25 protein-coding genes and 1 tRNA gene are annotated in these 25,957 nt (G+C 68.4%); 14 read left to right on the forward strand and 12 right to left on the reverse strand.

Annotated elements, in window-relative coordinates:
• Positions 1 to 34 precede the first annotated feature (34 nt).
• Positions 35 to 1,042 carry a helix-turn-helix domain-containing protein gene (locus DIZ26_RS23090; protein WP_232828534.1) on the reverse strand — a complete coding sequence of 336 codons (1,008 nt, stop codon included), beginning with the start codon at positions 1,040 to 1,042 and terminating at the stop codon, positions 35 to 37.
• A gap of 183 nt (positions 1,043 to 1,225) precedes the next feature.
• Between DIZ26_RS23090 and DIZ26_RS37525 the strand changes: the two genes are divergently transcribed.
• Positions 1,226 to 1,426: a hypothetical protein gene (locus DIZ26_RS37525; RefSeq protein WP_157979789.1), complete on the forward strand. Its 201-nt coding sequence runs from the start codon at positions 1,226 to 1,228 to the stop codon at positions 1,424 to 1,426.
• On the opposite strand, the gene DIZ26_RS23095 is transcribed toward DIZ26_RS37525, so the two are convergent.
• From DIZ26_RS23095 to DIZ26_RS23105, 3 genes are read right to left on the reverse strand one after another with little or no spacing between them, the layout of a single operon-like run.
• Complete coding sequence (locus tag DIZ26_RS23095; RefSeq protein ID WP_112244902.1) at positions 1,370 to 3,247, reverse strand: hypothetical protein; 1,878 nt, start codon at positions 3,245 to 3,247, stop codon at positions 1,370 to 1,372. The two genes, DIZ26_RS37525 and DIZ26_RS23095, sit on opposite strands and share 57 nt — an antisense overlap.
• Positions 3,232 to 3,984: an ABC transporter ATP-binding protein gene (locus DIZ26_RS23100; RefSeq protein WP_112244904.1), complete on the reverse strand. Its 753-nt coding sequence runs from the start codon at positions 3,982 to 3,984 to the stop codon at positions 3,232 to 3,234. Before DIZ26_RS23100 ends, DIZ26_RS23095 begins: the two co-directional genes overlap by 16 nt.
• Positions 3,984 to 4,574 (reverse strand): TetR/AcrR family transcriptional regulator, encoded by a 591-nt coding sequence (locus tag DIZ26_RS23105; RefSeq protein ID WP_112244906.1) that lies wholly within the window; start codon positions 4,572 to 4,574, stop codon positions 3,984 to 3,986. Before DIZ26_RS23105 ends, DIZ26_RS23100 begins: the two co-directional genes overlap by 1 nt.
• An 82-nt stretch (positions 4,575 to 4,656) precedes the next feature.
• Here DIZ26_RS23105 and DIZ26_RS23110 point away from each other — a divergent pair, with 82 nt between their 5' ends.
• Positions 4,657 to 5,259, forward strand: a complete 603-nt coding sequence (locus DIZ26_RS23110; protein WP_112244908.1) for a GNAT family N-acetyltransferase — start codon at positions 4,657 to 4,659, stop codon at positions 5,257 to 5,259.
• Here DIZ26_RS23110 and DIZ26_RS23115 read toward each other — a convergent pair.
• Together DIZ26_RS23115 and DIZ26_RS23120 are read right to left on the reverse strand one after the other, a co-directional pair.
• On the reverse strand, positions 5,256 to 6,083 hold the full coding sequence (locus tag DIZ26_RS23115) for a carbon-nitrogen hydrolase family protein (RefSeq protein ID WP_112244910.1): 828 nt from the start codon (positions 6,081 to 6,083) through the stop codon (positions 5,256 to 5,258). The two genes, DIZ26_RS23110 and DIZ26_RS23115, sit on opposite strands and share 4 nt — an antisense overlap.
• 96 nt (positions 6,084 to 6,179) lie before the next feature.
• Positions 6,180 to 6,263, reverse strand: a tRNA-Leu gene (locus DIZ26_RS23120).
• 234 nt (positions 6,264 to 6,497) lie between these two features.
• Here DIZ26_RS23120 and DIZ26_RS23125 point away from each other — a divergent pair.
• The 6 genes from DIZ26_RS23125 (at position 6,498) to pknB (ending at position 14,048) form a co-directional block, all read left to right on the forward strand.
• Positions 6,498 to 7,316: an FhaA domain-containing protein gene (locus DIZ26_RS23125; protein ID WP_112244912.1), complete on the forward strand. Its 819-nt coding sequence runs from the start codon at positions 6,498 to 6,500 to the stop codon at positions 7,314 to 7,316.
• A gap of 10 nt (positions 7,317 to 7,326) precedes the next feature.
• Positions 7,327 to 7,809 carry an FHA domain-containing protein FhaB/FipA gene (locus DIZ26_RS23130; RefSeq protein ID WP_112244914.1) on the forward strand — a complete coding sequence of 161 codons (483 nt, stop codon included), beginning with the start codon at positions 7,327 to 7,329 and terminating at the stop codon, positions 7,807 to 7,809.
• A gap of 9 nt (positions 7,810 to 7,818) precedes the next feature.
• Positions 7,819 to 9,210, forward strand: a complete 1,392-nt coding sequence (locus DIZ26_RS23135; RefSeq protein WP_112244916.1) for a protein phosphatase 2C domain-containing protein — start codon at positions 7,819 to 7,821, stop codon at positions 9,208 to 9,210.
• Positions 9,207 to 10,604 (forward strand): FtsW/RodA/SpoVE family cell cycle protein, encoded by a 1,398-nt coding sequence (locus tag DIZ26_RS23140; protein ID WP_112244918.1) that lies wholly within the window; start codon positions 9,207 to 9,209, stop codon positions 10,602 to 10,604. The genes DIZ26_RS23135 and DIZ26_RS23140 overlap by 4 nt, the downstream gene beginning before the upstream one ends.
• On the forward strand, positions 10,601 to 12,058 hold the full coding sequence (locus DIZ26_RS23145; RefSeq protein WP_112244920.1) for a peptidoglycan D,D-transpeptidase FtsI family protein: 1,458 nt from the start codon (positions 10,601 to 10,603) through the stop codon (positions 12,056 to 12,058). Before DIZ26_RS23140 ends, DIZ26_RS23145 begins: the two co-directional genes overlap by 4 nt.
• Positions 12,059 to 12,185: 127 nt before the next feature.
• Positions 12,186 to 14,048, forward strand: coding sequence for a Stk1 family PASTA domain-containing Ser/Thr kinase (gene pknB, locus DIZ26_RS23150; RefSeq protein ID WP_112244922.1), 1,863 nt, complete (start codon positions 12,186 to 12,188; stop codon positions 14,046 to 14,048).
• A gap of 124 nt (positions 14,049 to 14,172) precedes the next feature.
• Here pknB and DIZ26_RS23155 read toward each other — a convergent pair whose 3' ends face one another.
• Positions 14,173 to 14,790: an aminodeoxychorismate/anthranilate synthase component II gene (locus DIZ26_RS23155; RefSeq protein ID WP_112245442.1), complete on the reverse strand. Its 618-nt coding sequence runs from the start codon at positions 14,788 to 14,790 to the stop codon at positions 14,173 to 14,175.
• A gap of 43 nt (positions 14,791 to 14,833) precedes the next feature.
• Complete coding sequence (locus DIZ26_RS23160; protein WP_232828535.1) at positions 14,834 to 15,466, reverse strand: DUF881 domain-containing protein; 633 nt, start codon at positions 15,464 to 15,466, stop codon at positions 14,834 to 14,836.
• Positions 15,467 to 15,736: 270 nt separating this feature from the next.
• Between DIZ26_RS23160 and DIZ26_RS23165 the strand changes: the two genes are divergently transcribed.
• Complete coding sequence (locus tag DIZ26_RS23165) at positions 15,737 to 16,003, forward strand: cell division protein CrgA (protein ID WP_112244926.1); 267 nt, start codon at positions 15,737 to 15,739, stop codon at positions 16,001 to 16,003.
• Positions 16,004 to 16,271: 268 nt separating this feature from the next.
• Here DIZ26_RS23165 and DIZ26_RS23170 read toward each other — a convergent pair whose 3' ends face one another.
• Positions 16,272 to 17,258 (reverse strand): alpha/beta hydrolase, encoded by a 987-nt coding sequence (locus DIZ26_RS23170; RefSeq protein WP_112244928.1) that lies wholly within the window; start codon positions 17,256 to 17,258, stop codon positions 16,272 to 16,274.
• Positions 17,259 to 17,353: 95 nt separating this feature from the next.
• Here DIZ26_RS23170 and DIZ26_RS23175 point away from each other — a divergent pair, with 95 nt between their 5' ends.
• The 3 genes from DIZ26_RS23175 (at position 17,354) to DIZ26_RS23185 (ending at position 19,788) form a co-directional block, all read left to right on the forward strand.
• Positions 17,354 to 17,887 carry an EXLDI protein gene (locus DIZ26_RS23175; RefSeq protein WP_112244930.1) on the forward strand — a complete coding sequence of 178 codons (534 nt, stop codon included), beginning with the start codon at positions 17,354 to 17,356 and terminating at the stop codon, positions 17,885 to 17,887.
• A gap of 147 nt (positions 17,888 to 18,034) precedes the next feature.
• Positions 18,035 to 19,000, forward strand: a complete 966-nt coding sequence (locus tag DIZ26_RS23180) for an ATP-binding cassette domain-containing protein (RefSeq protein ID WP_112244932.1) — start codon at positions 18,035 to 18,037, stop codon at positions 18,998 to 19,000.
• Entirely contained in the window at positions 18,997 to 19,788 is a 792-nt protein-coding gene (locus DIZ26_RS23185; RefSeq protein ID WP_112244934.1) for an ABC transporter permease, read from the forward strand. Before DIZ26_RS23180 ends, DIZ26_RS23185 begins: the two co-directional genes overlap by 4 nt.
• Here the strand turns inward: DIZ26_RS23185 and DIZ26_RS23190 are convergent, their stop codons facing one another.
• Complete coding sequence (locus DIZ26_RS23190; protein ID WP_232828536.1) at positions 19,789 to 20,472, reverse strand: pyridoxamine 5'-phosphate oxidase family protein; 684 nt, start codon at positions 20,470 to 20,472, stop codon at positions 19,789 to 19,791.
• 67 nt (positions 20,473 to 20,539) lie between these two features.
• Here DIZ26_RS23190 and pdxR point away from each other — a divergent pair, with 67 nt between their 5' ends.
• Together pdxR and DIZ26_RS23200 are read left to right on the forward strand one after the other, a co-directional pair.
• Positions 20,540 to 21,904: a MocR-like pyridoxine biosynthesis transcription factor PdxR gene (pdxR, locus tag DIZ26_RS23195; RefSeq protein ID WP_112244936.1), complete on the forward strand. Its 1,365-nt coding sequence runs from the start codon at positions 20,540 to 20,542 to the stop codon at positions 21,902 to 21,904.
• An 88-nt stretch (positions 21,905 to 21,992) separates the two neighbouring features.
• Positions 21,993 to 22,994 (forward strand): hypothetical protein, encoded by a 1,002-nt coding sequence (locus tag DIZ26_RS23200; protein WP_157979790.1) that lies wholly within the window; start codon positions 21,993 to 21,995, stop codon positions 22,992 to 22,994.
• Between the two features lie 9 nt (positions 22,995 to 23,003).
• Here DIZ26_RS23200 and DIZ26_RS23205 read toward each other — a convergent pair whose 3' ends face one another.
• Together DIZ26_RS23205 and DIZ26_RS23210 are read right to left on the reverse strand one after the other, a co-directional pair.
• The gene (locus tag DIZ26_RS23205) at positions 23,004 to 23,705 is read right to left on the reverse strand and encodes a glycoside hydrolase family 43 protein (protein WP_112244940.1); all 702 of its coding nucleotides are present in this window, start codon (positions 23,703 to 23,705) and stop codon (positions 23,004 to 23,006) included.
• A 2-nt stretch (positions 23,706 to 23,707) separates the two neighbouring features.
• Positions 23,708 to 25,936 carry a family 43 glycosylhydrolase gene (locus DIZ26_RS23210; RefSeq protein ID WP_112244942.1) on the reverse strand — a complete coding sequence of 743 codons (2,229 nt, stop codon included), beginning with the start codon at positions 25,934 to 25,936 and terminating at the stop codon, positions 23,708 to 23,710.
• Between the last annotated feature and the right edge of the window lie 21 nt (positions 25,937 to 25,957).

Here is a 25,957-nt window from a genome sequence, read left to right on the forward strand (position 1 = left end):
GAAGGGCGCGGGCAGGTAGCAGACTGCCCGCGCCCTACAGCCAGCTTCGCTTAGCTGCTTGGAACGCCAAGCCGGTACGGGTGTCCACACCGGCCAGCGACATCAGCCGATCGAGCCGGCGCTGCACCGTACGGCGACTGATCCCCAGCTGCGACGCGATCGACTTGTCCGGTACGCCGGCGACCATCAGCGACAACAGGAACCGCTCGGAGTCGTCCAGACCGTCCGGCCCCTGCTGATCACCGCCCTGCAGCTTCACCGGCGTCGCTTGTTCCCAGTGACTCTCGAAGAGAGCAAGCAGTGCGTCGAGCAACTGTCCGCGGCCGATCACTGCAGCAGTGGGTTCGCCGATACCCAGCTCGTCGTCCCGGACCAGCGGGCAGATGGCAGTAGCCCGGTCCACGATGGCCAGCCGCACCGGCAGCGCCAGGAGCGTCCGGGCTTCCTCACCCCAGCTGACCCCTTCAGCGATGCTGTCCAGCTCACCAGGCGTCTCCAGCAGAGCCCGCTCGTAAATAGCGCGATACCGTACGCCGCGGCTGAGCGCGCCGTACTCCTCGGTGTTGTCCGCGCCCTGCATCGCCAGCGGGTTCGCCCGGCAGAACCAGAGGATCTCCTCCCGGGCCGAGTTCTGCAGATCGCGCAGCCGGTCCCGCAGCGTGGTGGCGCCCACGATCACCTCGACCAGGTGGTGCGCGTCCCGGCGACTCGCGCTGGCGCGGAACTCCTCACTCAGCGAGGCCACGGTCTTGCGAGCCGACTCCAGGGACTCCTGCCGGCGCAGCAACGTCGTACCGAGGGCAACGTCGGGCGGCAGCGGGCGGAACACCGGCTCGTCACCGGGCTGGATCGCCACCAGGCCCTTCGCATGCAGTCGTTGCAGCACCTCGTCGGCCTCGTGCTGCGACAGCTCCGCGACCTCGGCCAGCTCCGCCGACCTCGCCGACGACAAGCCGACCAGCAACCGGTAGGCCTGCTCCTCGCGGGCGTCCAGCAACCCGTCTTGCATCCCGGCCTCACCCTCCCGTGCTCGAAGCTCCACCTAATCAGGGGATCCAGCGCACTGGCGAGCATTTTGTCCACCATTCGGCACAGCTGGGCCAACTGACCTCGCTGGCACTCCTGGCACCGGAGTGCCATCACGAAACTGCTCGCGCACCGTCACTACCGGTGAAGGATGCAATCGCGAGACTCCCGCCCGAGCCGCCATCGAGAGAGAACCACCATGAACTGGACTGACTACGCCGGTCTCGCCGGCCTGGCCGCCGCCGCCGTTCTCGCCGCCTGGATGCTGCTCGGTGCGGGCAACACCACACCGCACCGGGGTGATCACCGGCATGCCGCCGCCCACCCCGCCCTCACCACCCGGTCAGGCCGCCACCGAGCGCCCGCTGTCCGCATCCTCCAGCGGATCCGCTTGCGGTGACTCCACGCTGAGTTTGCTCGCCCGGTAGTAGGTGAGGCCTCCGAACGCGTACATGCCGAGGCCCAGCAGAGCCATGCCCGCGATCACCGGCCACTGCCAGGCGGGAGCGGTGTAAAGGGCGAGGAACCAAGCCTTTGCGTCGACGTGGTTGAGCTTGAAGATCGCCGGCACCACGGCTTGCGGGATCAGCGGGATAGCGCCGAAGCCCAGGCAGAGGCCGGCCAGCGTGCGTCTCCACTGGGGCAACTGGGCGAGCTTGGCCGACAGCGACGACGCCGCTGCCTGCTGCCCCGGCTGCCGGCCGTGCCGGAGCAGGGTGAGCAGCTCCGGACCACGCCGCTCCAACCGACGTGCGGCCAGCCGACCGAAGTACCACCAAGTCAGTACGCCGGAGGCGAGGCCGACCGGAATACCCCACCAGGCCCACGCGAGCGCTGCGAGCAGGGCAGGTGCAGCAGCGAGCGAGATCAGGACGAGCATCACGTAGACGAGGCCCATGGTCTCCCCTTCGTTCTCGCCGGAATTCAAGGGGTTGCCGGAGCGCTTGTGCGCGTCCGTCGTCGGCACCGCCGAGTAGACCGACGAGAGCATGATCAAGCCCGCAGCCCCGCCCAGTAGAGCCGGCAGGGTGCTGAGCACCAGCGGCCAGGCGCTGGAGATGCCGGACCACCAGGTCAGCAGCAGGGTGATCAGCAGGGCGGGTGGACCGAACACGAGCAGGAAGGCCCGCTGGCGAGCGCGCACGTCGAGTCGGGTCGCCCCGGGTGTCATCACGGTCATCCAGAGCGCGGTGCCGTCGGCGCCGTACAGGTTGGAGAACATCGCGCCGCCCATCACCACGGCAGCGGCGCCGGCCCACGGCAGCATGGCCTTCCAGCCGACGGCGAGCGGCATCAGGCAGAAGAACAGCCCGTAGCTGATCGCGAAAACCGCGCGGTGACCGTAGAGCAGGTCTCGTGTCCACGACCGGACCTCCTTGGCTCCAGCGGCTCCGCCAGCATCCGTAGCGGTCAACGCCCGACGTACGCGTACGCCGCTGCGCGTAGCCGTAGTACGGCGTACCAGTAGGGCTGACCAGGCAAGGAACATCAATCCGTTGAGCAGCGCGAGCCCAGCCAAAGCCAGGACCGTCTGCAGCCAGTCGCCATGTCCAGCAGACTCCACTGCCGCCAAACCCCAACCAGACGGTGCGATCCGAGCAGCATCCGCCACTGTGCCCTGCACATCAGTACTGATGAACGCAGCGATCAGTGCCCACCCCTGCGCAGTGAACGCGAGAATGAATGCATTGACCAGCGCAGCCAGTACTGCGCCCGCTCGCACCTGCAGCAACACGCCGTAGATCGCGACAGCGAGCCGTGACGCCAGCACGAACGAGACCAACTGCAGCACCACCGCAGGCAACGCAATCAACAGTGCGCCCACAGACAGTTGACCGCCGACCACCACCAGAGACAGGAGCGCGACGAAGCTCACAGCGGGCGCGAAGCCGGCCAGCGCGGCCGCGAGCAACCCACCCGACAACGCACGCGGTGGCAGCGGCAGCATCGTGAAGTACTCCGGCTTGAGCGTCTCGTCGCCACCGCCCGCGAACAGCGGACCGACGATCCAGCCGAGCGCCCATACGGTGACAGCTACCGCGACCAAGTTGGCATCAGCTCCCGCCGCGGCCCAGATGGTCGCACCGGCCAGCACCAGGCCGAGGAAGGCGCCACCGGCGACCCAGGCGACCCGATTCTTGTCCCGCAACGAGTGCCGCAACGCGGCCAGCCGCATCCGGACCAGCGTGTCCGCCGTCGCGTAGGTTAGACCGACAGCCATGTCAGCCCTTCCGCCCCGCGCGTCGACGCGCCGACCAGCGACACGAACGCATCCTCCAGCGACCCGCCGGCCTGCACCTCGAAAACGGTGCCCGAGGCAACTACTTTGCCGTCGGCGACCACCGCGACCCGATCGCAGAGCTGCTCGACCAGGGCCATCACGTGACTCGACATCACCACCGAGCCGCCACCGGCGATGAACCTGTTCAGGATGGTCCGGATCGTTGCCGCCGACACCGGATCGACCGCCTCGAAGGGCTCGTCGAGCACCAGCAACCGCGGCGCGTGCAGCAGCGCGACCGCGAGACCGAGCTTCTTCCGCATCCCGGTCGAGTATCCGATCACCTGCTTGCCGTCCTCGTCGTCCAGTTCCAGTACTTCGAGGAGCTCCGTCGTCCGGGCCGCGACCTCGTCGGCGGGCAGGCCACGCAGCAGACCGAGGTAGGTGAGGACCTCGCGGCCCGTCAACCGCTCGGGCATGCCGAGGCCGTCCGGCAGCACGCCGACCAGCCCTTTGGCCCGCACCGGCTCGGCCCACACGTCGACGCCGAAGATCTTCGCCGTACCGGTGTCGGGCCGGAGCAGACCGACAGCCATCGACAGCGAGGTGGTCTTGCCGGCGCCGTTCGGGCCGAGCAATCCGAAGAACGAACCCTGCGGTACGACGAGGCTGAGGTCGTCCACCGCCTTCTGCGGACCGAAATTCTTGCCGAGGCCGAGCAACTCCAGGGCTTCCATCAGTGGCTTTCCTTCCGGGTCGCGCGGTCGAAGAGGCCGGCCAGTTCCTCGCCGTACGCGGTCAGGTCGAGGTCCTCGTCGCGGCTGAGCAGCAGCGGTACGGCGTCGATCGCGGCCCGGATCGTGGTCGCCATCACCCGGGTGTCGAACGCGCCGAACTCGCCGGTGTGCTGGCCCCAGTGCAGGACCTTCTCGACGTCGGAGATCGCCTGGGCTCCCTGCGCGGCGTACACACCGTCGTCGGCCCGGATGATCTCCAGCAGCGCCCGCAACGCGTTCGGGTGCTGCTTCATGAAGTCGAGGTTGCTGGTGATCAGCGTGCGCAGCCCCTGGGCCGCGGTCGGCTGCGCGACGATCTGCGGCTCCATCAGCGCGACCGCGGTCTTCGCGACCTGCTCGACGACGGCGGAGATCAGGCCGGCCTTGTTGCCGAAGTGGTACGAGATCACGCCGACGCTGACCCCGGCCCGCTCGGCGATCCGGGCCATCGACGCCTTGCCGATCCCGGCCTCGGCGATCACGTCGACCGCGCACTCGGCCAGTTGCGCCCGCCGGGCGGCCTCGATGAAGGTCTCGTTTTCTGAACGCACGTTCAAAATTTAACACGCTTCTTCAATCGTGTCGATGATCTAAGGTATGGGAGCGCTCTCACATCGCTTCTGGAGGGATTCAATGCCTGAGATCCGGCCGTACCGGGTGGACGATCGGCCCGCCGTGGGCGACATCTGCGTCCGCACCGCCGACAACGGCGGCGACTCGCGGTCGCGCTTCCCCGACCTCGAGCTGATGCCGAGCATCTTCGCGTTCCCGTACGTCGAGCTGGAGCCGGAGCTCGCCTTCGTGCTCGACGACGGCGAGCGGGCCGTCGGCTACATCCTCGGTTGCGCGGACACACCCGCGTTCGCCCGCCGGTTCCGCGCCGAGTGGCTGCCCCGCGTCCCGCAGTACGGGCCGTTGACGGGGCCGCCCCGGACACCGGCGGAGGAGATGATCGGCCTGCTGCACGACCCTGAGCGACTCGTCGTCCCCGAGGTCGCGGACTACCCGGCGCATCTGCACATCGACCTACTGCCGGCCTATCAAGGAGCCGGCCACGGCCGTGCCCTGATGAATCGCTTCCTGACCACCCTGGCCGATCGCGGGGTCCCGGCCGTCCACCTGACGATGCTCACGAGCAACACTCCGGCCCGCGCCTTCTACGACCGGCTCGGCTTCCACCACATCCCCGTCCCCGGCGTGGACGTGGTCACCTACCTCGGCCGCAGTACGAGCTAGACCGTGGTGCGGTTGGTGGAGCGGGGGTCGGTTACTCGGCGGGTGCGGTAGATGTCGCCTTTGAGGGCGGTGGCGCGCCAGGGGCGGGCCAGGTCGAGGGGGATGTGCAGGTCGGGGTCGTCGCGGTCCAGGTCGGCGATGACCAGGTCGGTGCCGGAGACGAGGGCGGCGTAGGTGCCGTTGGGGTTGATCAGTCCGGACGGCATCAGGTGGTTGGTCTGCGCCGGCAGCGACATGGCGATCCAGTAGGCGTTGATCGCGGCGTACGCGCGGGCCTTCACCTCGAAGATCGAATCGACCGGGTACGCCGACAGCAGCAAACATTCGACGCCGAGCCGTTCGTACTCCGAGAACAGGTGCGGGAAGTTGATCTCGACGCAGATCGCGAGCCCGAACCGGTAGCCGTCGACGTCGAACACCACCGGCTCGAAGCCGGGACTGTAGTACTGCGTGATCTCGGTGTGCGAGCAGAAGCGTTTGTCGTACCGATCCACGATGCGGCCGGTGTCGGAGATCACGTAGAGACTGTTGTGCGGCCGGTTCGGCGGGGTGAGCGGATGCGCGGAGCCGAGCACGACCCACAGCTTCAGCTTCGCGGCGAGCGCCATGATCTGCTCGAGCTCGGAGCGGACCACGTCGAAGTCGACGTCGGCCCAGTCCGCGATCTGCTCCTTCGCATACCCCGACAGCAGCCCCTCCGGGAACTGCACCAGCCGCGCCTTCCCCGCCGCGGCCTGCTGCATCAACCGCCGGACCTCGGCCCCGTTCTTCCGCGCGTCAGCCGTGATCTCCGGCTGGGCGATCGCAATCCGTATCCCCGTCATCACCCAACGGTCTCAGGCCGCACCGACAGATTCTCCACAAGGGGTGGGGAAAGCAAAACTCCCGGCCAGTTTCCTGGCCGGGAGTTCGAGACGCTGTGCGCGAGGGGGGAGTTGAACCCCCACGCCCTTTCGGGCACACGGACCTGAACCGTGCGCGTCTGCCTATTCCGCCACCCGCGCGCATGGTCACCGATAGCCTCGAAAACTGCTACCTGCAACCGAGGAAGAACGTTAGCACGACCTGAGGCAGACTCTGACATTGCGGGTTCGGTCGAACCTCCCGATACGATCGATCGTCGTACCCGGTGTGCCCACCACACCGGTGGGCGCGGCGTACGGCGAGCCTGTTGGAGCCGCCGGACGGCAAGCACGATCGTTGGCTCCAGCCGACGATCGAAGAGTGGAGGAGGACGCGTGCGACCGCTGCAGCGCTTCGAGCGACGCCTCGAGGGCATCGTGAGTGGTGTCTTCGCGCGCGCGTTCAAGGGCGACGTGGAGCCGATCGAGCTGGCCGCCGCCCTCAAGCGTGAGATCGACAACACCGCACGGATCCTGTCCAGGGACCGGCGGCTGGTGCCGAACCACTTCACCATCGAGCTCGGCCCGGAGGACTTCGAGCGGCTGAACGCGTACGGCCGGACCCTGAACCACGAGCTGGCCAACGAACTGCGCGACCACGCCGACATCCAGCGCTACACCTTCTCCGGCCCGGTCGAGATCGAGCTGACCCAGGCCGACGATCTGCCGACCGGCAAGTTCCGGGTGGTCAGTGCGACCATCGGGAAGCCCACCCGTCCCCGGCCGCAACCCCCGCAGCCGTATATCCCCGATCCGAACGAGGGCCAGACCGTGATGCAGAGCGCCCCGGTCCCGCCGCCGCCCGCGCAGCCGATCCGGCAGGGTCACCCGCAGGTGATGCTCGAGGTGAACGGCCGGCGCCGCCCGATCAACCCGCCCGGCGTCGTACTCGGCCGCGGTACCGACGCGGACATCCAGATCAACGATCCGGGGGTCTCGCGGCGGCATGCGGAGATCCGGTTGATGCCCGAGGGCCCCGGAGGTGTCAGGGTGGTGCTGGTCGACCTGGGCTCCACCAACGGCACGCTGGTGAACGGGCGCCGGGCCGCCGAGGCCGAACTGACCGACGGATCTACCGTGAGGATCGGGAACACCACCATGACGCTGCGCCTAGCGGACGAGCCGATCGCCCAGCCGCCCAGCAGCGGGTGGTGACCACACTTCCATGTCGGAACTCACGCTGACCCTGATCAAACTGGGGTTCCTGGCCCTATTGTGGATGTTCGTCCTGGCTGTCTTGTCGGTGATCCGGTCGGACCTGTTCGGCGCCAAGGTGGACAGCCGCGCGCTGGCCGCGCCGGTGGCCACCAACGGCCGGTCCCCGAAGCCGGCCAAACCGGTGAAGAAGCGCAAGGGCGTGCCCGGATCGGTCACGATCGCCGACGGCCCGCAGGCCGGTGTCGGCGCCACCTTGAGCTCGGAGCCGGTGGTGATCGGCCGCGGTTCGGACTGCCAGATCCGCCTCGACGACGACTACTCCTCCACCCGGCATGCCCGGGTGTTCCAGTCCGAGGGCGAATGGTGGGTCGAGGACCTCGGCTCCACCAACGGCACCTACCTGGACGGGCAACGGGTGACCCGGCCGGTGCCGGCCGAGATCGGCGGTTCGATCCGGATCGGCCGTACGACGCTGAACATCGCGAAGTAGGCCCCGTCCATGACCCTGTCGCTCGACTACGCCGCACTGTCCGACGTCGGACGGGTGCGCCGCAACAACGAGGATTCGGCGTACGCCGGTCCGCATCTGCTGCTGCTCGCCGACGGGATGGGTGGCGCGGCGGCCGGCGAGGTGGCCAGCGCCGCCGCTGTCCAGGTGATCCGCCGGCTGGACACCTCGAACATCACCGGTCCGGACATGATGGAGGCGCTCGCGGGCGCCGTCCACCGGGCCAACGAACGGCTGTCCGAGCTGGTCGAGGAGGACCCCGAGCGCGAGGGCATGGGGTCCACGGTGACCGCTCTGCTCTTCGACGGCGAGCACCTCGGCCTGGCCCACCTCGGCGACTCCCGGGCGTACCGGTTGCGCGACGGCCTGCTCTACCAGTTGAGCCACGACCACACGTTCGTGCAGTCGCTGGTGGACGAGGGCCGGATCTCCAAGGAAGAAGCGTTCACCCACCCGCACCGCAACCTGATCCTGCGCGTGCTCGACGGCCGGCCGGACTCCGATCCGGACCTGGAGATGCTCGACGTCCGGGCGGGTGACCGGTTGCTGCTGTGCAGCGACGGCCTGCCCGACTACGTCAGCGACCAGGTGATCGCCGCCTCGATGGCCGACGGTACGCCGGACTCGGTGGTGGTCGAGCTGATCACGCACGCCCTCGAGGCCGGGTCGAACGACAACATCACCTGCGTCGTGGCCGACGTGGTCGAGACCGCCCCGGCCAGTGGGGACCAGCCGCAACTGGTCGGCGCCGCGGCCGAGCTCGCCCAGGGCGGCACGGGTCGCGGCGAACCGACCATCGCCGTACGGGGTCATGGTGACGGCGACGGCGGTGCTGGTGGCGCGGGGATAGATCCCGAGGAGCTGCGGTATGCGCCCAGGCCGCCGAAGCGCTTCCTCTGGCTGCGTCGGCTCGCCGTGCTCGCCGTAGTACTGGCTCTGATCGCGGGCGGCGGGTGGTTCGCCTACAGCTGGACCCAGAAGCAGTACTACGTGGGCACCGACGGCGACTACGTGGCCATCTTCAAGGGGGTGGACCAGGACTTCCCCGGTCTGTCCTTGTCGAGCGTCTACGAGCGGCAGCCACTGCAGGTGGACAAGCTGCCGACGTACAGCCGTGAGCAGGTGGAGGGCACCATCCAGGCGGACGACCTAGCCGGTGCCCGGACGATCGTGACCGAGCTCCAGCGGGTCGCCGACCAGTGCGCGGCCAAGGCGAAGCCGCCGGTGAAGCCGACCACCAGCCCGACACCGAGCAAACCGGCCACGACGCCGTCGAAGCCCCCGGTCTCCACTCCGGTCTCGAAGCCGCCGGCGACCGCTCCGTCCACGCCTGCCTCGACGCCCGCCGGTAGCAACCCGGACGACTGCGACGGGGTCCGATGAGCATCGCCTCGACGTCGGTCATCCAGATCATGCCCCGTACCCGGCGCGGGGTGGAGCTGATGCTGCTGATCATCGCGATCGGTGTCTCGGTCGGCGCGTACGTCAACGTCGGCCTCACCGTGCAGGACAAGGTGCCGGCCAGCACCGGGTACTACGCGGCCGGCATCGGCCTGCTCGCGCTGACCGCCCACCTCGCCCTGCGCTACCGCGCCCCGTACGCCGACCCGGTGCTGCTGCCCTGCGCCGTGCTCCTGAACGGCCTCGGCGTGGCGATGATCCACCGCCTCGATCTCGGCCTGGAGGCGAGCGCGATCGCGGCCGGCCGGACCCCGAAGTCGCCGACGGCACCGCAGCAGATCACCTGGACCGCGGTCGGCGTCGTGCTCTTCCTGGTGGTGATCCTGCTGGTCAGAGATCATCGCCGGCTGCAGGCACTGACCTACACGGCCGGACTGGCCGGTCTCGTGCTGCTCGTCCTGCCGCTGATCCCGGGTCTGGGGGTCAACCTGAACGGTGCCCGGATCTGGATCCGGCTGGCCGGGATGTCGTTCCAGCCCGGTGAGTTCGCGAAGTTGTGCCTGGTCATCTTCTTCGCCGGCTACCTGGTGGTGAAACGGGACGTGCTGACGCTGGCCGGGCACCGGTTCCTCGGCCTCGACCTGCCGCGCGCCCGCGACCTCGGCCCGATCGGGGTCGCCTGGCTGGTCAGTTTGGGCGTGCTGGTGTTCGAGAGCGATCTCGGGTCGTCACTGCTGTTCTTCGGCCTGTTCCTGTTCCTGCTGTACGTCTCGACCGAGCGCGCGGGCTGGCTGATCATCGGCGGCCTGCTGTTCGTCGGCGGCGCGTTCTTCGCGTACTCGGCGATCGGTCACGTGCACAAGCGGATCACCGACTGGCTGGACCCGTTCTCGATCGACGGCGGCCAGATCGCGGTCGGCCTGATGGGGCAGGGGTGGGGCGGCGTTCTCGGCCGCGGTCTGGGTCAAGGCCGGCCGGAACTCACGCTGTACTCGCAGAGCGACATGATCATCTCGTCGTTCGCCGAGGAGCTCGGGCTGACCGGACTGATCGCGATCATCTTGATCTACACGCTCATCATCGAGCGCGGCCTGCGCACCGCACTCGGCTGCCGGGACATCTTCGGCAAGCTGGTCGCGACCGGTCTGGCGATGTCGTTCGCGCTGCAGGTGTTCGTGATCATCGGCGGTGTCACCGGCCTGATCCCGCTGACCGGTCTGGCCACGCCGTTCATGGCGCTCGGTGGTACGTCGCTGGTGGCGAACTGGGCGATCATCGCGCTGCTGCTGCGGATCAGTGACCAGGCCCGGCGGCCACAGACCCCGGCGGCCCCCGTGTCCGACGAGACGATCGCCATGGTGGTGCAGAAGCAGTGAACTCAGCTATCCGACGACTGGCCGTGGCCGCGATCATCCTGATGCTCGCGCTGATGGCGAACTCCACCTATCTGCAGGCCTTCCGGGCGAGTGACCTGAACGGACGCAACGACAACAAGCGGGTCCGCGACTCGCAGTTCTCGGTGAACCGCGGGGCGATCCTGGTCGGCAGTGTGCCGATCGCGCAGAGCAAGCCGTCCAACGACCGGTTCGTGTATCAGCGGACCTATCCGCCGAACATCGCCGAGGCCTACGCCCCGGTGACCGGCTACTACTCGTACCTGTTCGGCCGGGCCGGGATCGAGCTGAGCCAGAACTCCGAGCTGAACGGCTCCGACCCGTCGATGGCGTTCCGCCGGGTGGTCGACGTGATCACCGATCGTCGCCAGCAGGGCGCGAGCGTCACGCTGACGCTGAACGCGGCGGCCCAGATCGCGGCGTACCGGGGGCTTGCGGGGAAGACCGGTGCGGTGGTCGCGCTGGAGCCGAAGACCGGCAAGGTGCTCGCGCTGGTGAGCAGGCCGTCGTACGACCCGAACGACCTGGCCGGACACGACCTGAACAAGGTCGGCGCCAACTGGAAGAAGCTGACCGAGGACAAGTCCCGGCCGATGTCGAACCGGGCGATCAAGGAGCTCTACCCGCCGGGTTCGACGTTCAAGCTGGTCACCGCGGCCGCCGCGCTGTCCAGCGGCAAGTACAACCCGCAGACGCACGTGCGCTCGCCTGCCGAGCTCGACCTGCCGCAGACCACCGTCAAGCTGCCCAACGAGAACGGGCAGAACTGCGGTGGCAGCGACAACGCCACCCTGACGGTCGCGCTGCGCTACTCGTGCAACACCGCGTTCGGCTCGGTCGGCCTCGAACTCGGCGCGGACGCGCTCCGCGACCAGGCCGAGAAGTTCGGCTTCGGCGAGCGGCAACTGCCCGAACTGGGCGCCGCGGCCAGCCAGTTCCCGGCCGACCCGAACGCGCCGCAGACCGCCCAGTCGGCGATCGGCCAGTTCGACGTCCGGGCCACTCCGCTGCAGATGGCGATGGTGTCGGCCGGGATCGCCAACGGTGGCAACGTGATGAAGCCGTACCTGGTCCAGAACATCAAGACCGTCGACCTGAAGACGGTGTCCGAGACCAAGCCGGAGTCGCTGCACCAGGCGGTCAGCCCCGACGTCGCGAACCAGCTGACCCAGATGATGATCGACGTGGTGCAGAACGGCACCGGCAAGCCAGGCCAGATCAAGGGCGTCCAGGTGGCCGGCAAGACCGGTACGGCGCAGACGACGCCGGACAAGCCCCCGTTCGCCTGGTTCACCGCGTTCGCGCCGGCCAACGACCCGAAGATCGCGGTCGCGGTGATGATCGAGGACGCCAACGTGCCGCGCAACGACATCGCCGGCGGTGCGCTAGCGGCGCCGATCGCCAAAGCGGTGATGGAAGCGGTGCTGGGACAGTGACGACGATGAGGTACAACCGGGTGACAGAACGTCCGCCGTACCAGGGCCGGCTGGTCGACACAGCTACCGTGGGCGGATTGAGTGTGTTTTGGCCGAGTTCGATCCGCGCAGGTTGGAAGGCAGAGGAATGACATCGCAGGCACGTCTCGTCGGCGGCCGCTACGAAGAGGGCGAACCGCTGGGTCGAGGGGGCATGGCCGATGTCCGCAAGGGCATCGACAACCGGCTCGGTCGAACGGTCGCGATCAAGCGGCTCCGGGTCGATCTGGCCAGCGACTCCACCTTCCAGGCCAGATTCCGGCGGGAGGCCCAGTCGGCCGCCTCGCTGAACCACCCGACCATCGTGTCGGTCTACGACACCGGTGAGGAACCGGACCCGAACGGTTCCGGCGTCACCATCCCGTACATCGTGATGGAGTACGTGGCCGGCAAGACGCTGCGTGACCTGATCCGCGAGGGCCGCAAGATCATGCCCGAGCGCGCCCTGGAGATCACCTCCGGTGTGCTCGAGGCGCTCGACTACAGCCACCGGGCCGGCATCGTGCACCGCGACATCAAGCCCGGCAACGTGATGCTGACCCCGCAGGGCCAGGTCAAGGTGATGGACTTCGGCATCGCCCGGGCCGTCGCGGACACCTCGTCGACGATGACCCAGACCGCCGCGGTGATCGGTACGGCGCAGTACCTGTCGCCCGAGCAGGCCCGTGGCGAGACGGTCGACGCGCGCTCCGACCTCTACTCGACCGGCTGCCTGCTGTACGAACTGCTCGTCGGGCGGCCCCCGTTCGTCGGTGAATCGCCGGTGTCGGTCGCCTACCAGCACGTCCGGGAAGAGCCGCTGCCCCCGTCGTCGTTCGATCCGGACATCCCGCCGGAGGTCGACGCGGTCGTCCTGAAGGCCCTGACGAAGAACCGCGAGCACCGCTACCAGAGCGCGTCGGAGATGCGGGCCGACATCCACCGGGTGCTGGCCGGCCAGCAGGTGACCGCGCCGATGGCCGCGATCGCCGAGACCCGTGCGATCCAGCCGACCGCGGTGGCGCCCGCGGCGGCAGCCACTCAGGCGTACCGTCCGGCGAGCGACCTGCTGCCGCCTGACGACGGTGGCGACGACGTCGAGGCTGCCCGCGCCCGGCGCAACCGTGGCCTGGCGTACTTCCTGCTCGGTCTGGCGATCGTGGCCGTCGCGGTCGGCGCCTACGCGATCATCACGAACCTGGGCAAGAAGGACGACCCGCCGCCGGTCACGCAGGTCGCCGTACCGAGTGTCGTCGGCAAGACGCAGGACGAGGCGACCGCGATCCTGACGGCGAAGGGCCTCCAGGTGGCGACGACCTCGGCGGCCAGCACCGACATACCGAAGGGCTCGGTCGCCAAGCAGCAGCCTGGTGCGAATGCGATGGTCGACAAGAACTCGACCGTCACGCTGGTGGTGTCCGCCGGCCCGAACACGTTCCCGGTGCCGGACGTGCTCGGCAAGTCCGAGCAGGACGCCAGGGACGCGCTGGAGAACGCTCCGGGCAAGTTCGAGGTGGCGTCCAAGGTGAACCGGGCGGACAGCGACGAGCCCAAGGACAGCGTGATCAAGGTCAGCCCCGATCCCAGCGGGCAGTACGCGCCGGGTACGAAGTTCACCCTGACGCTGTCCAACGGCAGCTCGAAGGTGGACGTGCCCGACGTCACCACGCAGAACCAGGACGACGCCACCAACACCCTGAAGGGCCTCGGCCTGGCCGTCGGCTACCTGCAGGACAAGTCGGACCCGAACGCGGTCGAGGGCACGGTCGTCAAGCAGAGCGTGAAGGCGGGCTCGAAGGTGCCCAAGGGCACGAAGGTGATCCTGTCGATCGCGGTCGCGGCGGATGAGCCGACGAACACGCCGACCAACACCCCGACCAACAGTCCGACGGAGTCCAACACGCCGATCATCGGCGGTGGCGGGCCGGGGCTGCCGCAACAGCCGAGTGGCGGCAGCAGCGGAGAGCGCTGAGGCAGAACGGCAAAGGACCGCGGGAATCGTCCCGCGGTCCTTTTGCTTGTTCCGGAGTTGCTCGACCGGGTTGCTTGTCCTGGGTTGCTTGTCCTGGGTTGCTTTGTCCCGGCTGCGTCCTGAGTCAGCTGACGACGGGAGCCATTCCGGCCGAGCGGGCCACCGCGCCGGCGTCGCCGCAGATCGCGAGCCAGTTGGCCAGCATCCGGTGGCCGCCTTCGGTAAGCACCGACTCGGGGTGGAACTGGACGCCCTCGACCGGCAGGTCCCGGTGCCGCGCGGCCATGATCACGCCGGCCTCGGTTCGCGCCGTCACCTGCAGTTCGTCGGGCACGCTGTCCTCGGAGATCGCGAGCGAGTGGTACCTGGTCGCGGTGAACGGCGACGGGAGCCCGGCGAGCACTCCGGCACCCTCGTGGAACACCTGGCTGGTCTTGCCGTGCAGCAACTCGTCGGCCCGCCCGACGACACCGCCGTACGCGACGCCGATCGCCTGCAGGCCGAGGCAGACCCCGAAGATCGGGACCTCGCCACCCGCCTCCCGGACGATGTCGACGCAGGCACCGGCTTCCTCCGGCGTCCCCGGCCCGGGCGACAGCAGGACACCGTCGTACGCCGTGACCTGGTCAGGGGTGACCTCGTCGTTGCGTAGCACGGTGGTGTCGGCCTGCAACTGCTGCAGGTACTGCACCAGGTTGTAGACGAAGGAGTCGTAGTTGTCGACGACAAGGATCCGCGGCATGCGCACCATTCTGACAGGCCCGCGGGAACTGTGGGGCTGTGTTTCAGCGACCGCTGCCGGTGACCGACGGGCTGACCGTCGGCTTCTTGTCGAAGCCCGGCACCGTCGCGCTCTGCAGGTCCAGGGTGCCCTCGTACGCCGGCATGGCGATCGACGACTGCGTCTTCACCTCGTAGCCGAGCTGGAACTTCACCACGTAGTCCTGCAGATTGTCGATGTACTGCGAATCGTCGAGCGCCTTCTGCAGCTTCCGCCGGTCGCCGATCGCGGTGATCTTGTACGGCGGGAGGTAGGGCACGCCGTGCAGGACGACCGAGTTGCCCACGCACTTGATGCCGGTCGTCGAGATGACCCGGTGGTTCTGGATCGAGATCGCGTCGGCGCCACCGGCCCAGAGCGCGTTCACCACGGCCTGGATGTCCTGCTGGTGGATCACCAGCCAGTCGGCGTCGACGTCCGGATTGTCCTTCACCACCTGTGACGGGGCGTCCTTCAGCGTGACGGTCAGTCCCGGGCCGGTCACCGGCACCGTCCCGACCTGCTCGGACAAGTCCTTCAGCTGCTTGGCCAGCTTGGGCGCGATCGAGCCCTGCTGCGCCTGCAGTTTCTCGATGTCCTGGGTCAACTCCGCGTGCTGGCGGGTCAGGGTCGCGCTACGGCGGCTCTGTTCCTCCACGAGGCCTGCGAGCGTAGTGTTGCGACTAGGGCGCAGGTCGGTGCCACGGGCATTGGTGGCACTGGTCGCGAACAGCAGACCGGCGCACATCAGCGCCACTGGCGCACTAGCCCGCCAGAGCGAAAAACGCCGCAGCCTGCTCACCCGTGAACCCCTTGCTCCCGTCTGCACTACGCTAACCGAGGCCAGACCCAGTGGTGTGGCTGGTGCCGGCCTCGCGAACCGAGGCGACACCACTCACCTTAGTGTCCGCTACAAGGAGTCGAATCCGTGCCCGAGTCGAGCAGTCGCAAAACGAAGAAGTCCTCCGCCGAGAAGGTGAAGGTGGAGAAGACTCCGAAGAAACCACGCACCACCAGTCGCGTCTGGGTGGCGCCGCTGATGCTCGGTTGCTGGCTGCTCGGACTCGCCTGGCTGGTCGTCTTCTACGTGGCCGGCCAGGACATCCCGGTGATGAAGGACCTGAACAACTGGAACCTGCTGATCGGCATGGGCCTGATCGCCGTCGGTTTCGTCGTCTCCACCCAGTGGATCTGACCCTTCTCAGCTAGTACTGCGTCAGCAGTTGGCCGCGCGCACTGGCGTTGCGGTACACCTCGGACCTGAGCCGGCGACCGGGCGCAACCGGCTCAGGTGCGAGGTTTCTCGTGCTTTCGGGGCGAATGACACGGCTGCAGTTATCCACATGGGTATCCCCAGCTGTGCACAGCTTTTGCGACCGTTGTCCCCAGGTTGTCCCCGGATTTCGGCCGATTCGGGGCCAAAATCGCCGAAATCTGTGGATCAACAAGGTTTGATCACCGTCTTATCCACAACTGGGGAAGACCTCGCCCAGCCAGCGCCCGAAGTTCTGTGGAAACTCGTGCCCCACACCCGGTACCCGCTGGATCGAGAGCCCGAAGCCGGTCAGCCGGTCGGCCGCGTCGTCCACAACCTCCAGCAGCTCATCGTCTTCACCGATCAGCACTTCGGCCGGTGCCAACGGCCCGGCCGCCTCGGTCGGCAACTCCCGCAGGGCCGGAGCGACCACGAGTACGCCGGTCGCCGGGGTCGGGTCCGCGGTCAACGCCCAGTCGAGCGCGGCCCGGCCGCCCGCCGAGAATCCCGCCGCGATGAGCGGCAATCCGCGCAAGGCGTCGGGCAGCTCGTCGAGAGCTCGGGCGATGTCCTCCACCGCACGATCCCGCTCCGGCCAGGTCCGGTACATCGGCGACATCCGCTGCGACGACTCCACGCACACCAGCGCGTAGCCGAGCTCCAGCACCTCCGCCCAGTCCGCCGCAGCCCGGGCCGCCGTCTGCCCGGCCCCGTGCAGCGCAACCACCACTCCACCAGCCAGCGATAGGTCGCTCGACCGGCTGGCGAGCATGTCGAGGCGGGCGTCTGCGGAGGGGTTGGTCGAGGGCGAGACTGACGCCGCGCTATCAGCGCGCGGCGGAAGCTGGATGAGCGCGGGACGCGGGTCCGGGCTCCTGCGTGTGGCCGAGAGAGCGACCAGCTCCTGGAACTCCGGCAGGGGCTGCAAGGTAGCCAGGTCGTCGTCATCGGTCAGGATCGACGGGTCCCACCAGGCGCCCGAGTCGCTCGCGGCTCGTAGTACCTGGAGAGCTGCCTCTGGTTCGCCGAGGGAGCCGTGCAGGCAGGCCGCGGTATGGGCGAGCTCCGCCGACCAGGGGGCGAGCTCAGGGTCTGGACGGCTCAGCAGTTCCAGGGCGGCGCGTTGCTCGCCTTCGGAGTACAGCGTGAAGACGCGGTCGGACAGGTCGTCGTAGCGCTGCTCGGGAGAATCCACGGGGTCGATCGTGGCAGATCTGAGCTGTATACGCAGGGATATATGTAGACATCTACGTAGGGGTGTGCGTATAGTTCTACGTAGGAGGAGAGCTGATGCCGAACAAGACGATCTACGTGTCCGATGACGACCTGGCCCTCTACAAGCGGGCCCAGGAACTCGCCGGGAACCTGTCCCAGGCGATCTCCATCGCGCTGCGGCGGTATGTGGAGTTGGAGGAAGGCCGGCTCGACGGGTTCGACGAGATCACCGTGCGGGTCGGGCGGGGGGCCGGTCGCAAGCAGCGGTTCTCCGGTGTCCTGCTGGCCGAGGGCGGCCGGTCGAACAAGAACGGCTACGAGGCGTTCAAGGTGTACCGGAGCAGGACCGGCAAGTTCGTCCTGTACGCCGACCGGACCAACCAGTTCACCGCCAACCAGACCGTCGACGGTGAGGACCAGAACTACACCGGCTGGCGAAGCTGGATCGGCAGCTTCAGCAGCAACCAGACCTGGAGCATGGCCCAAGGCGAGGCCACGCTGCACGTCGTCGACACCCTCGAGGAACTGCACGCGCTGATCCCGGACGACCTCTACGCACTGGTCGAGGAAGCCGCCGACCAGCCGGCCGTCGAAGACCTCAACATCTGATCCACGCCCCCACAACTGAACACCTGATCCACCGAGCGGCGACCTGACCACAGTCGGCCGGCTGGATCAGCACGTCCTGAATCTCCCCTCCGCAAACCCTTTGGCCATCAGGTCAGGTTCACCCTGCCCGAAAACAAGCGAGGAAGTATGAACAGTTCATCCCTGGCGATCGACGTCGCCGGCCTGCGCAAGTCGTACGGCGACAAGCTCGTGCTCGACGGCATCGACCTGAAAGTTGCCGAAGGCACCATCTTTTCGCTGCTCGGCCCGAACGGCGCGGGCAAGACCACTGCGGTCCAGATCCTGTCCACCCTGATCACCGCCGATGCCGGCGAGATCCGGGTCGCCGGGCACGACCTGCACCGCGACCCCGAGGCCGTCCGGGCCGCGATCGGTGTGACCGGCCAGTTCTCCGCGGTCGACGGTCTGCTGACCGGCGAGGAGAACCTGGTCATGATGGCCGACCTCCACCACCTCGGCCGCCGCGAGGCGCGCCGCCGGGCGGCCGAACTGCTGGAGCGCTTCGACCTGGTCGAAGCCGGCAAGAAGCTCGCGATGACGTACTCCGGCGGCATGAAGCGGCGGCTCGATCTGGCGATGACGCTGGTCGGGAACCCGCGGATCATCTTCCTGGACGAGCCGACGACCGGGCTCGACCCGCGCAGCCGGCACAGCATGTGGCAACTCGTCCGCGAGTTGGTCGCCGGCGGCGTCACGGTCCTGCTGACCACCCAGTACCTGGAGGAGGCCGACGAGCTCGCCGACCGGATCGCAGTACTGGATCACGGTCAGTTGGTCGCCCAGGGCACTCCGGCGGAGCTGAAACGGCTGGCGCCGGGTGGTCATATCCGGCTCCGGTTCACCGCGCCTGACCAGTTCGCCGCGGCGGCACAGGTGTTGCCGTCCGCGTCACGGGACGACGAGTCCCTGGTTCTCCAGGTGCCGAACGACGGCAGCGTGCAGTCGCTGCGCGCCGTACTGGCCCGGATCGACGACGCCCGCATCGAGGTGGACGAACTGACCGTCCACACCCCCGACCTGGACGACGTGTTCTTCGCCGTCACCGGTCAGCCCGCAACCAACCACACCGACGAGAAAGTGACGAGCAGATGAGCATCTCGAGCTACCCGATGGCCGACACCGCCACGATGTTGCGCCGCAACCTCCGGCACGCCCTGCGGTACCCCGGGCTGTCGCTCGGCGCGCTCGGCATGCCGGTGATCATGATGTTGCTGTTCGGCCTGATCTTCGGCGACACCTTCGCGGCCGGCCTCGGCGGCGGCAACGGCTTCGACTACCTCGACTTCCTCACCCCGGGCATCCTGCTGATGTCGATCGCGTCCGGGACGATGTCGCCGGCGGTCGGCGCCGCAATGGACATGAGCGAGGGCATCGTCGCCCGGTTCCGGACGATGGCGATCTTCCGGCCGGCCGTGCTGACCGGGCACGTGCTGGGCAACGTGCTGCTGACGATCGTCAGTCTCGCGCTCGTGATCGGGTTCGCCGTACTGATCGGCTTCCGCCCGAACGCCTCGGCCGGCGAATGGATCCTCGCGGCCGGACTGATGATCGCGGTGACCGTCTCGCTGACCTGGTTCGCGATCGCACTGGGCCTGACCAGCAAGACCCCGGAGGGCGCGAGCAACATCGTCCTGCCGATCAGCCTGCTGCTGCCCTTCCTGAGCAACACGTTCATCCCGCTGGAGTCGATGCCGAGCGGCATCCGCTGGTTCGCGGAGTACCAGCCCTTCACGGCGATCATCGACACCCTGCGGCACCTGCTGCTGGGAGCGCCGATGGACAGCGGCACAGGCTGGCTCGCCCTCGCGTGGTGTCTCGCGATTGCCCTTGTCGGCTACTTCTGGGCTCAGAAGAGCTACAACAAGGGCACCGCGGCCTGATCAGCTGGGGGCGCCGAGTTGGTTGGCGCGGGTGCGGATGTGTGCCGGGGTGAGCAGGTCGCAGTCGGAGTTGGTGACCGGCTCGCCGGCGACGGTGCGGAGGGGGATGACCCCGGTCCAGTACGGCAGGGTCAAGTCCTCGGGTTCGTCGTTCGCCTCGCCGGCGCGGGTCTTCACCGACGCCTCGGTGAGAGGGAGGGCGAGGACCGAGGTCTTGGCCAGCTCCTTGCGGTTCGGGGGACGAGTGGCGTGCGAGCGGCCGGGGACCAGATGGTCGACGATCACGTTCAGGCCGTGCAGCTTCTCGTCCGGGTCGGTGACAAGGCGCGGTACCCCGAAGATCACGGCCGAGCGGTAGTTCACCGAGTGGTGGAACGCGGACCGGGCCAGCACCAGGCCGTCCGCGTGGGTGACCGTCACGCAGATCGTCTGCTCGGGCGCGGCGACCACACTCCGCGCGGCGACCGAGCCGTGCAGATAAAGAGTCCCGTCGACACCACGATCCAGATCGATCCCGTACGCCGTGGGCAGCACCAGCGGGGCATCGCCGAGGATCACGCCGAGGTGGCAGAACATGCCTTCCCGCAGTACGGCGTGCAGGACCCCGCGGTCGGTGGCAGCGCGCTCCTTCGAGCGGCGCAAGGAGGTCCGGTCGGTCGGCTGGAGCGGCGTGGTGATGGTCATGGAACCAGCGTGGCCGGACAGTGGCATGCTGGCACGGTCCATTCCGGTTCGAATCAGGTAGTCCACTTTGGATAGCTCGCTGCCGCTCGTCCTCGACCGCTCCGGCGCCGGTCCGCTGCACCTGCAGTTGGCCGAGCAGTTCCGCGCGGCGATCCGGGACGGCCGGCTGCAGGCGGGGCACCGGTTGCCTTCCACCCGCGAACTGGCTCGCGACCTGGCGGTATCCCGGTCGGTGGCCCAGTCGGCGTACGACCAATTGCACGCGGAGGGATGGATCGAGGGCCGGACGGGAGCGGGCACCTACGTGGCGGACGTAGTACCGCTCCAGCCCGTTGAGCGGCGGCGAACGAAGGCCGCGCCGCCTACGCAGGAGAAGCTGTTGTCGCTGCGGGCGGGGATCCCGTTCATCGGTGGTTCCGCGGATGCGGGCTGGCGGCGGGCGTGGCGTGAGGTGTCTGCGCAGCTTCCGCCACCGGGGTACGAGGATCCGGCCGGGTTGCCCGCGTTGCGGGAGGCGGTCGCGGCGCATGTCCGTCGGGTGCGGGGGATCGCCTGCGGCGCCGAGAACGTGCTGATCACCAACGGGACGATCCACGGGCTGCGGCTGGTGCTCTCGGTCTGCCATCGGCCGGGCGAGCGGATCGCGATCGAGGACCCGGGATACGTGAACGCCGTCGTCGCGGCGCGCGACCAGCGCTTGGAGGTCGTCGACCTCGGTGTCGACGAGGACGGGCTGCTGGTTGGCGAACTCGGCGACGACCTCGCCGCGGCGTACGTGACGCCGTCCCACCAGTACCCGCTCGGCGGCCGGCTACCCGTTGCCCGACGCAACGAACTGATCCGGTGGGCACGACGCACCGGCGCGACGCTGATCGAGGACGACTACGACAGCGAGTTCCGGTACGACGTGGCGCCGCTGCCCGCGCTCGCCCAGCTCGACCTCGATCGGGTGGTGCACCTGGGCACCTTGTCGAAGATCCTCAGCCCGGCGCTCCGGCTTGGCTGGCTGGTCGCATCGACCGACGTGGTCGACGCGCTGGCGGCGTACCGGGAGAACTCGGGCGACTGGCCCGCCTGGCCCATGCAGGCAGCGTTCCTGGCGATGCTCCGTGACGGTTACCTCGACCAGGTGATCCGCCGGAACCGCCGCCTGTACGCCGAACGCCGAAACCACACCTGCGCCGTACTCGCCCCGTACGGCCGCGTGATCGGCCAGGACGCCGGGCTCCACATCACCCTCCTCCTCCCCGATTCGCTCGACGACCGCGAGGTAGCCGCCCGAGCTCGAGCCGCCGGCGTCGTCGTGGCCCCTCTCTCGGAGTACCGCCGCTCCCTCCCCGGCCCACCCGGCCTCGTCATCGGCTACGCCCGTCCGACCGACGACGACTTCCGGCGCGCACTCGCTCTGCTCGCCGGAATCCTCGGCCAGTAAGGGCTTCGACGCTGGTCGAAAGGGTGCCGCGGTAACAGGGCGCCCTGTCAGTGTGATGACGGCACTCGGCCGGACGAAGGAGAAACTGGTGTACGGAAGAGCTGGAATCGCGCTGCTCGCGCTCGGACTGCCGTTGGTAGTTTCGGGTCCGGATGCGTCGGCCGTATCGACAGCTTGCGCTGAACACGCGGTGGCGGAGGTGAGCGGGCGGACGGCGACGGACATCCGGGGAGTCGCACCGGGCGGTCGCTATCTGTCCGGGGCGGCGCAGGACGGCGAGGGGAACTACCACGCGGTCCGTTGGGACGACGGTGTGCCCACTGAACTTCCCATCCCCGCCGCGCAGTCATGGGCGGCTGACGTGAACGACGACGGCCAGTTGGTGATCGGTACCAGCGATGAGGACGGCACGAAGCCCTGGCGCTACCGCGATGGGCAGTTGGCAGCGCTGCCGATCCCAGCCGGTTACGCGGGCGCCACGGCTACCGCGATCGACAACTACCGTGGCAACATCCTCGGCACGGTCAGTGACGCGGACGGCTGGAACGTGCGCGGTGTGGTCTGGGATGCGGCCAATCATCCGCACGTGCTGTCGATCCCGGCCGGGTTCAACGAGGTCGCCGTGTCCGACATCGACGACGACGGCGTGGCTGTCGGGACCGTGCTCGACGTGGACATTCCGCACGCGCGGACCCGCTACCAGCTGGCGGCGTACTGGTTACCGGACGGCAATGTTCGGCTCTTCCCGCCTTCCTCCGCCACCGCGTGGACGACCGCCGCAGCGATTCGGCACGGAGTCGCCGCCGGGCAGGATGGTGACAGCGCCGCCACCTGGAAGGTTGGCACGAACGGTTCCAGTACTGCGATCGCCGGCGGGGACAAGGCTCAGGCGATCAACTCATCAGGGACGGTCGTGCTGGCGGGGAGCGGTCGGCCTCGCGTTTACCAGCCAGGCAAGGGCGAACGAGCGCTCAGTCTGCAAGACCCGGGCGGCGCGTCCGGCGGCAGCGTCGCCGGCCTCACCGACACCAACCAGGTCTACGGCACCGACAATCTCCACAACGACCCGGTCCGCTGGGACTGCAGTTAGGCAGAGCGCTCACCAAGGAGTGACCGGGTTGTTCTTCAGCGGTGGCTGGACGTACGGCGTGTGGCCTGACCAGGTGAGTTCGGACAGCCACATGGTGCGGCCGTGCGGATCGGTGCCGACCAAGGCGGGATCCCACGCGTGGTACACGAACCACCACCGGTCGGCGATCTGCAGCACCATGTTGTGACCGGGACCCGCTGCGTCCGCAGAACTGGTCAGGACGGGGTCGCCCGACTTGGTGCAGGGGCCGGCTGGGGTGGCGCAGCGGGCGTGGCCTACGGCGTACGTCCAGTAGAGCCAGCGCTGCCCGGACGGGTCCTGGAACGGGCTCGCGTCGATCGAGCCGCCCTGGCCGGCCTCGCAAATAAGTGGTCGACTCGATTTGTCGACATATGGACCTTTCGGGTCCGACGCAACCGCGACACCGATCGCCTGCCGGCCCGAGGCGGTGTCGGAAGTCGTGTAATACATGACGAATCGGTCCGCAGCATGGACGGCGACCTCGGGCGCCCAGACCATTCCCGGTGACGTCCACGCCGGCAGTTCGGGAAGGGCGTCGCCGACCTGGTCCCAGGAGACCAGGTCGGCCGACTTCAGCGTCTGGACATTGCCGAGCGGTCCGTTGGTGGCGAACGCGTAGTACGAACCGTCCACGGCGACCACCTGCGGGTCGGCGAAGTTGTCGCCGTAGACGGGATTCGTGAAAGCCACAGTCACTTGCTTTCGTAGAAGCGGAGGTAGTCGAAGGTGGCGATCGGTGGGGTCGAGCCGGTCTGGTCGCCGTGGGCGTAGAGACCGAGCTTCGGAGTGACGCCGGCCGGGAGTGCCCAGGAGGCGCCCCAGGTCCAGGTCTTGCCGTCGATGCTGGAGCCGGCGCGGTAGACGTGCTCGCCGGCGGCGTTGCGGTGATAGGCCAGTCGCATCCACATCGTCGGTGCCGGCCGGCCGATGGCGGCACCGCCGTAACTGGTCGCGCCGTCCGACGCCCGTGCCACCAACTCCCGGCCGAATTCGGTCTGCCGCGTCTTCCAGATCGACACGTCGCCGAACCGGGCGAAGTCGTCGTCGTTCAGATACGCGATCATCCCGGCCTGCTGGTAGTTGCGGATGTCGCCCTCGCCCAGCTCCAGGTGCAGCTTCGTCTCCGCGATCCAGCTGTCCCCGGCCGGCGTCTCGTGGAACAACAACCCGGCATTGTTGGCCGACCCGACCAGGTCGGTACTCTCCACCGGCCAAGACAACTTGCCGTCGGCAACTACTGCCTTACTGTCCGGCCGCACCCAGCTCCAGCCGGCACCCAGACCAGGCCCGTCGAACTCGTCCCCGGCCAGCAACTTCCCAGTCTCCGGTACTGCGGCCAGCTGTCGCACCGGCTGAGCCACAGCTCGCACCGTCAGGTTGTCCAGCTCCGCCGACCCCAGCCAACTCACCGGAGCCGATCGCACCTTCAACCCCGGTACGACGAGTTGCGCCTCGGCGTACAGGTCGCCCAGGCCGGCGTCGTTGACCCGGACGGTCACGGTGTTGCCCAGCACCTGCACGCTGAGCTTGTTCCACTGGCTGCGATCGAAGTCGGCAGGGAGCGTCGCGCTCGCACTACGACCACCAGCGAGCACCCGGATCTTGCTACCGCTCACAGTCGCGACCACAGAGCCGCCAAGCACTGTGGTGAAGCTGCTGCCCAGCTTCACGTCCGCCTCGACTCGCACCGATCCACCCGGCGCGGACTGGCGGGTGACGGCGACCCCACGGATCGCAGCGTCAGGTCCACCAAGCGAGTCACCAGGTTGCCTGGCTGCACCCCACAGTCCGGCCGCGGGATCTGTCGAGTCGATTCCTGCAGCAGACCCGGTGACCGGCGCGGGTTGCGGTGTGTCCGACGGTCCAAGGCCCGCGCGGGTCCGCGGCCAGCCGTCGATCCAGTCGATCCGGTCGATCAGCATCGGCCGGCGGTTGATCCCGAACGGGTCGGTCAGCCACGGCGTACCGCGGTCGATCGCGTGGTAGACGATGTGGTCCTGCCCGGCCGCGTCGGTGATGAACGCGTGGTGGCCGGGGCCGATCCACTTGTTGCCGTTCTGGGTGATCACCGTGGTGCCACCGACCCGGGACTCGTTCAGCGAGGCGCCGGTCGCGTCGACGAACGGCCCGCGCGGCGATCGCGACCGGCCCGCGAAGACGGAGTACCCGGTGGTCGGGCCCGCGCAGCAGTTCATCGACGAGCCCATCAGGTAGTACCAGCCGTCGCGGTAGACGGCGTACGAGCCCTCGTAGCGGTCGCCGACGGTCACCTGCGTCGGCGTACCGACCGAGTGCAGGCCGTCGGGGGACAGTTCGGTGACGGAGATGCCGCCGTAGAACCCGCCGGTGTAGAGGTACCGCTTGCCGTCGGCCGCGGTGAGCATCGCGGGGTCGATCGTGCCGAAGAAGCCACCGTTGCCGTCGGGCTTCGGGGCGACCACCGGCGCATCGGTCGCGGTCCACGGACCGGCCGGCGTCGGCGCGGTGGCCACGCCGATCGCCGGATCGCCGCCGGGGTTGGCCAGGGTGTCGGTGACGGTGAAGTACATGACGTACCTGCCACCGAAGTACCGGATGTCCGGTGCCCAGAAGAACGAGCCGGGGGCGGCCCAGGCGGGCTTGGTCGTGTCGGTGAAGACGGTGCCGAGGTACTCCCAGGAGCCGAAGTCCTTCGTCCTGGCCATGTGCATCAGCCCGAAGGGGCCGCCGGCAACGAGTGGGTCGGAGGTGGCGTAGGCGTACCAGTAGCCGTCGCGGCCCTGGATGATCGACGGGTCCGCGAAGGTGTCGGCGAACGACGACGAGATGGGGTTGAGGGTGGTCGTCGGCGAAGCCGGGTTCGGTGCGGCGACGGCCGCCGTAGTACCGGCGGTGATCGCGACGACGGCGAGTGCTGCGGCTAGGAATCGTCTCGGAGGCACGGGCGGGTCCTCTCTGCTGGT

The sequence above is a fragment of the Kribbella monticola genome, from assembly GCF_003261635.1.
GTDB classification, from domain to species: Bacteria; Actinomycetota; Actinomycetes; order Propionibacteriales; family Kribbellaceae; genus Kribbella; species Kribbella monticola.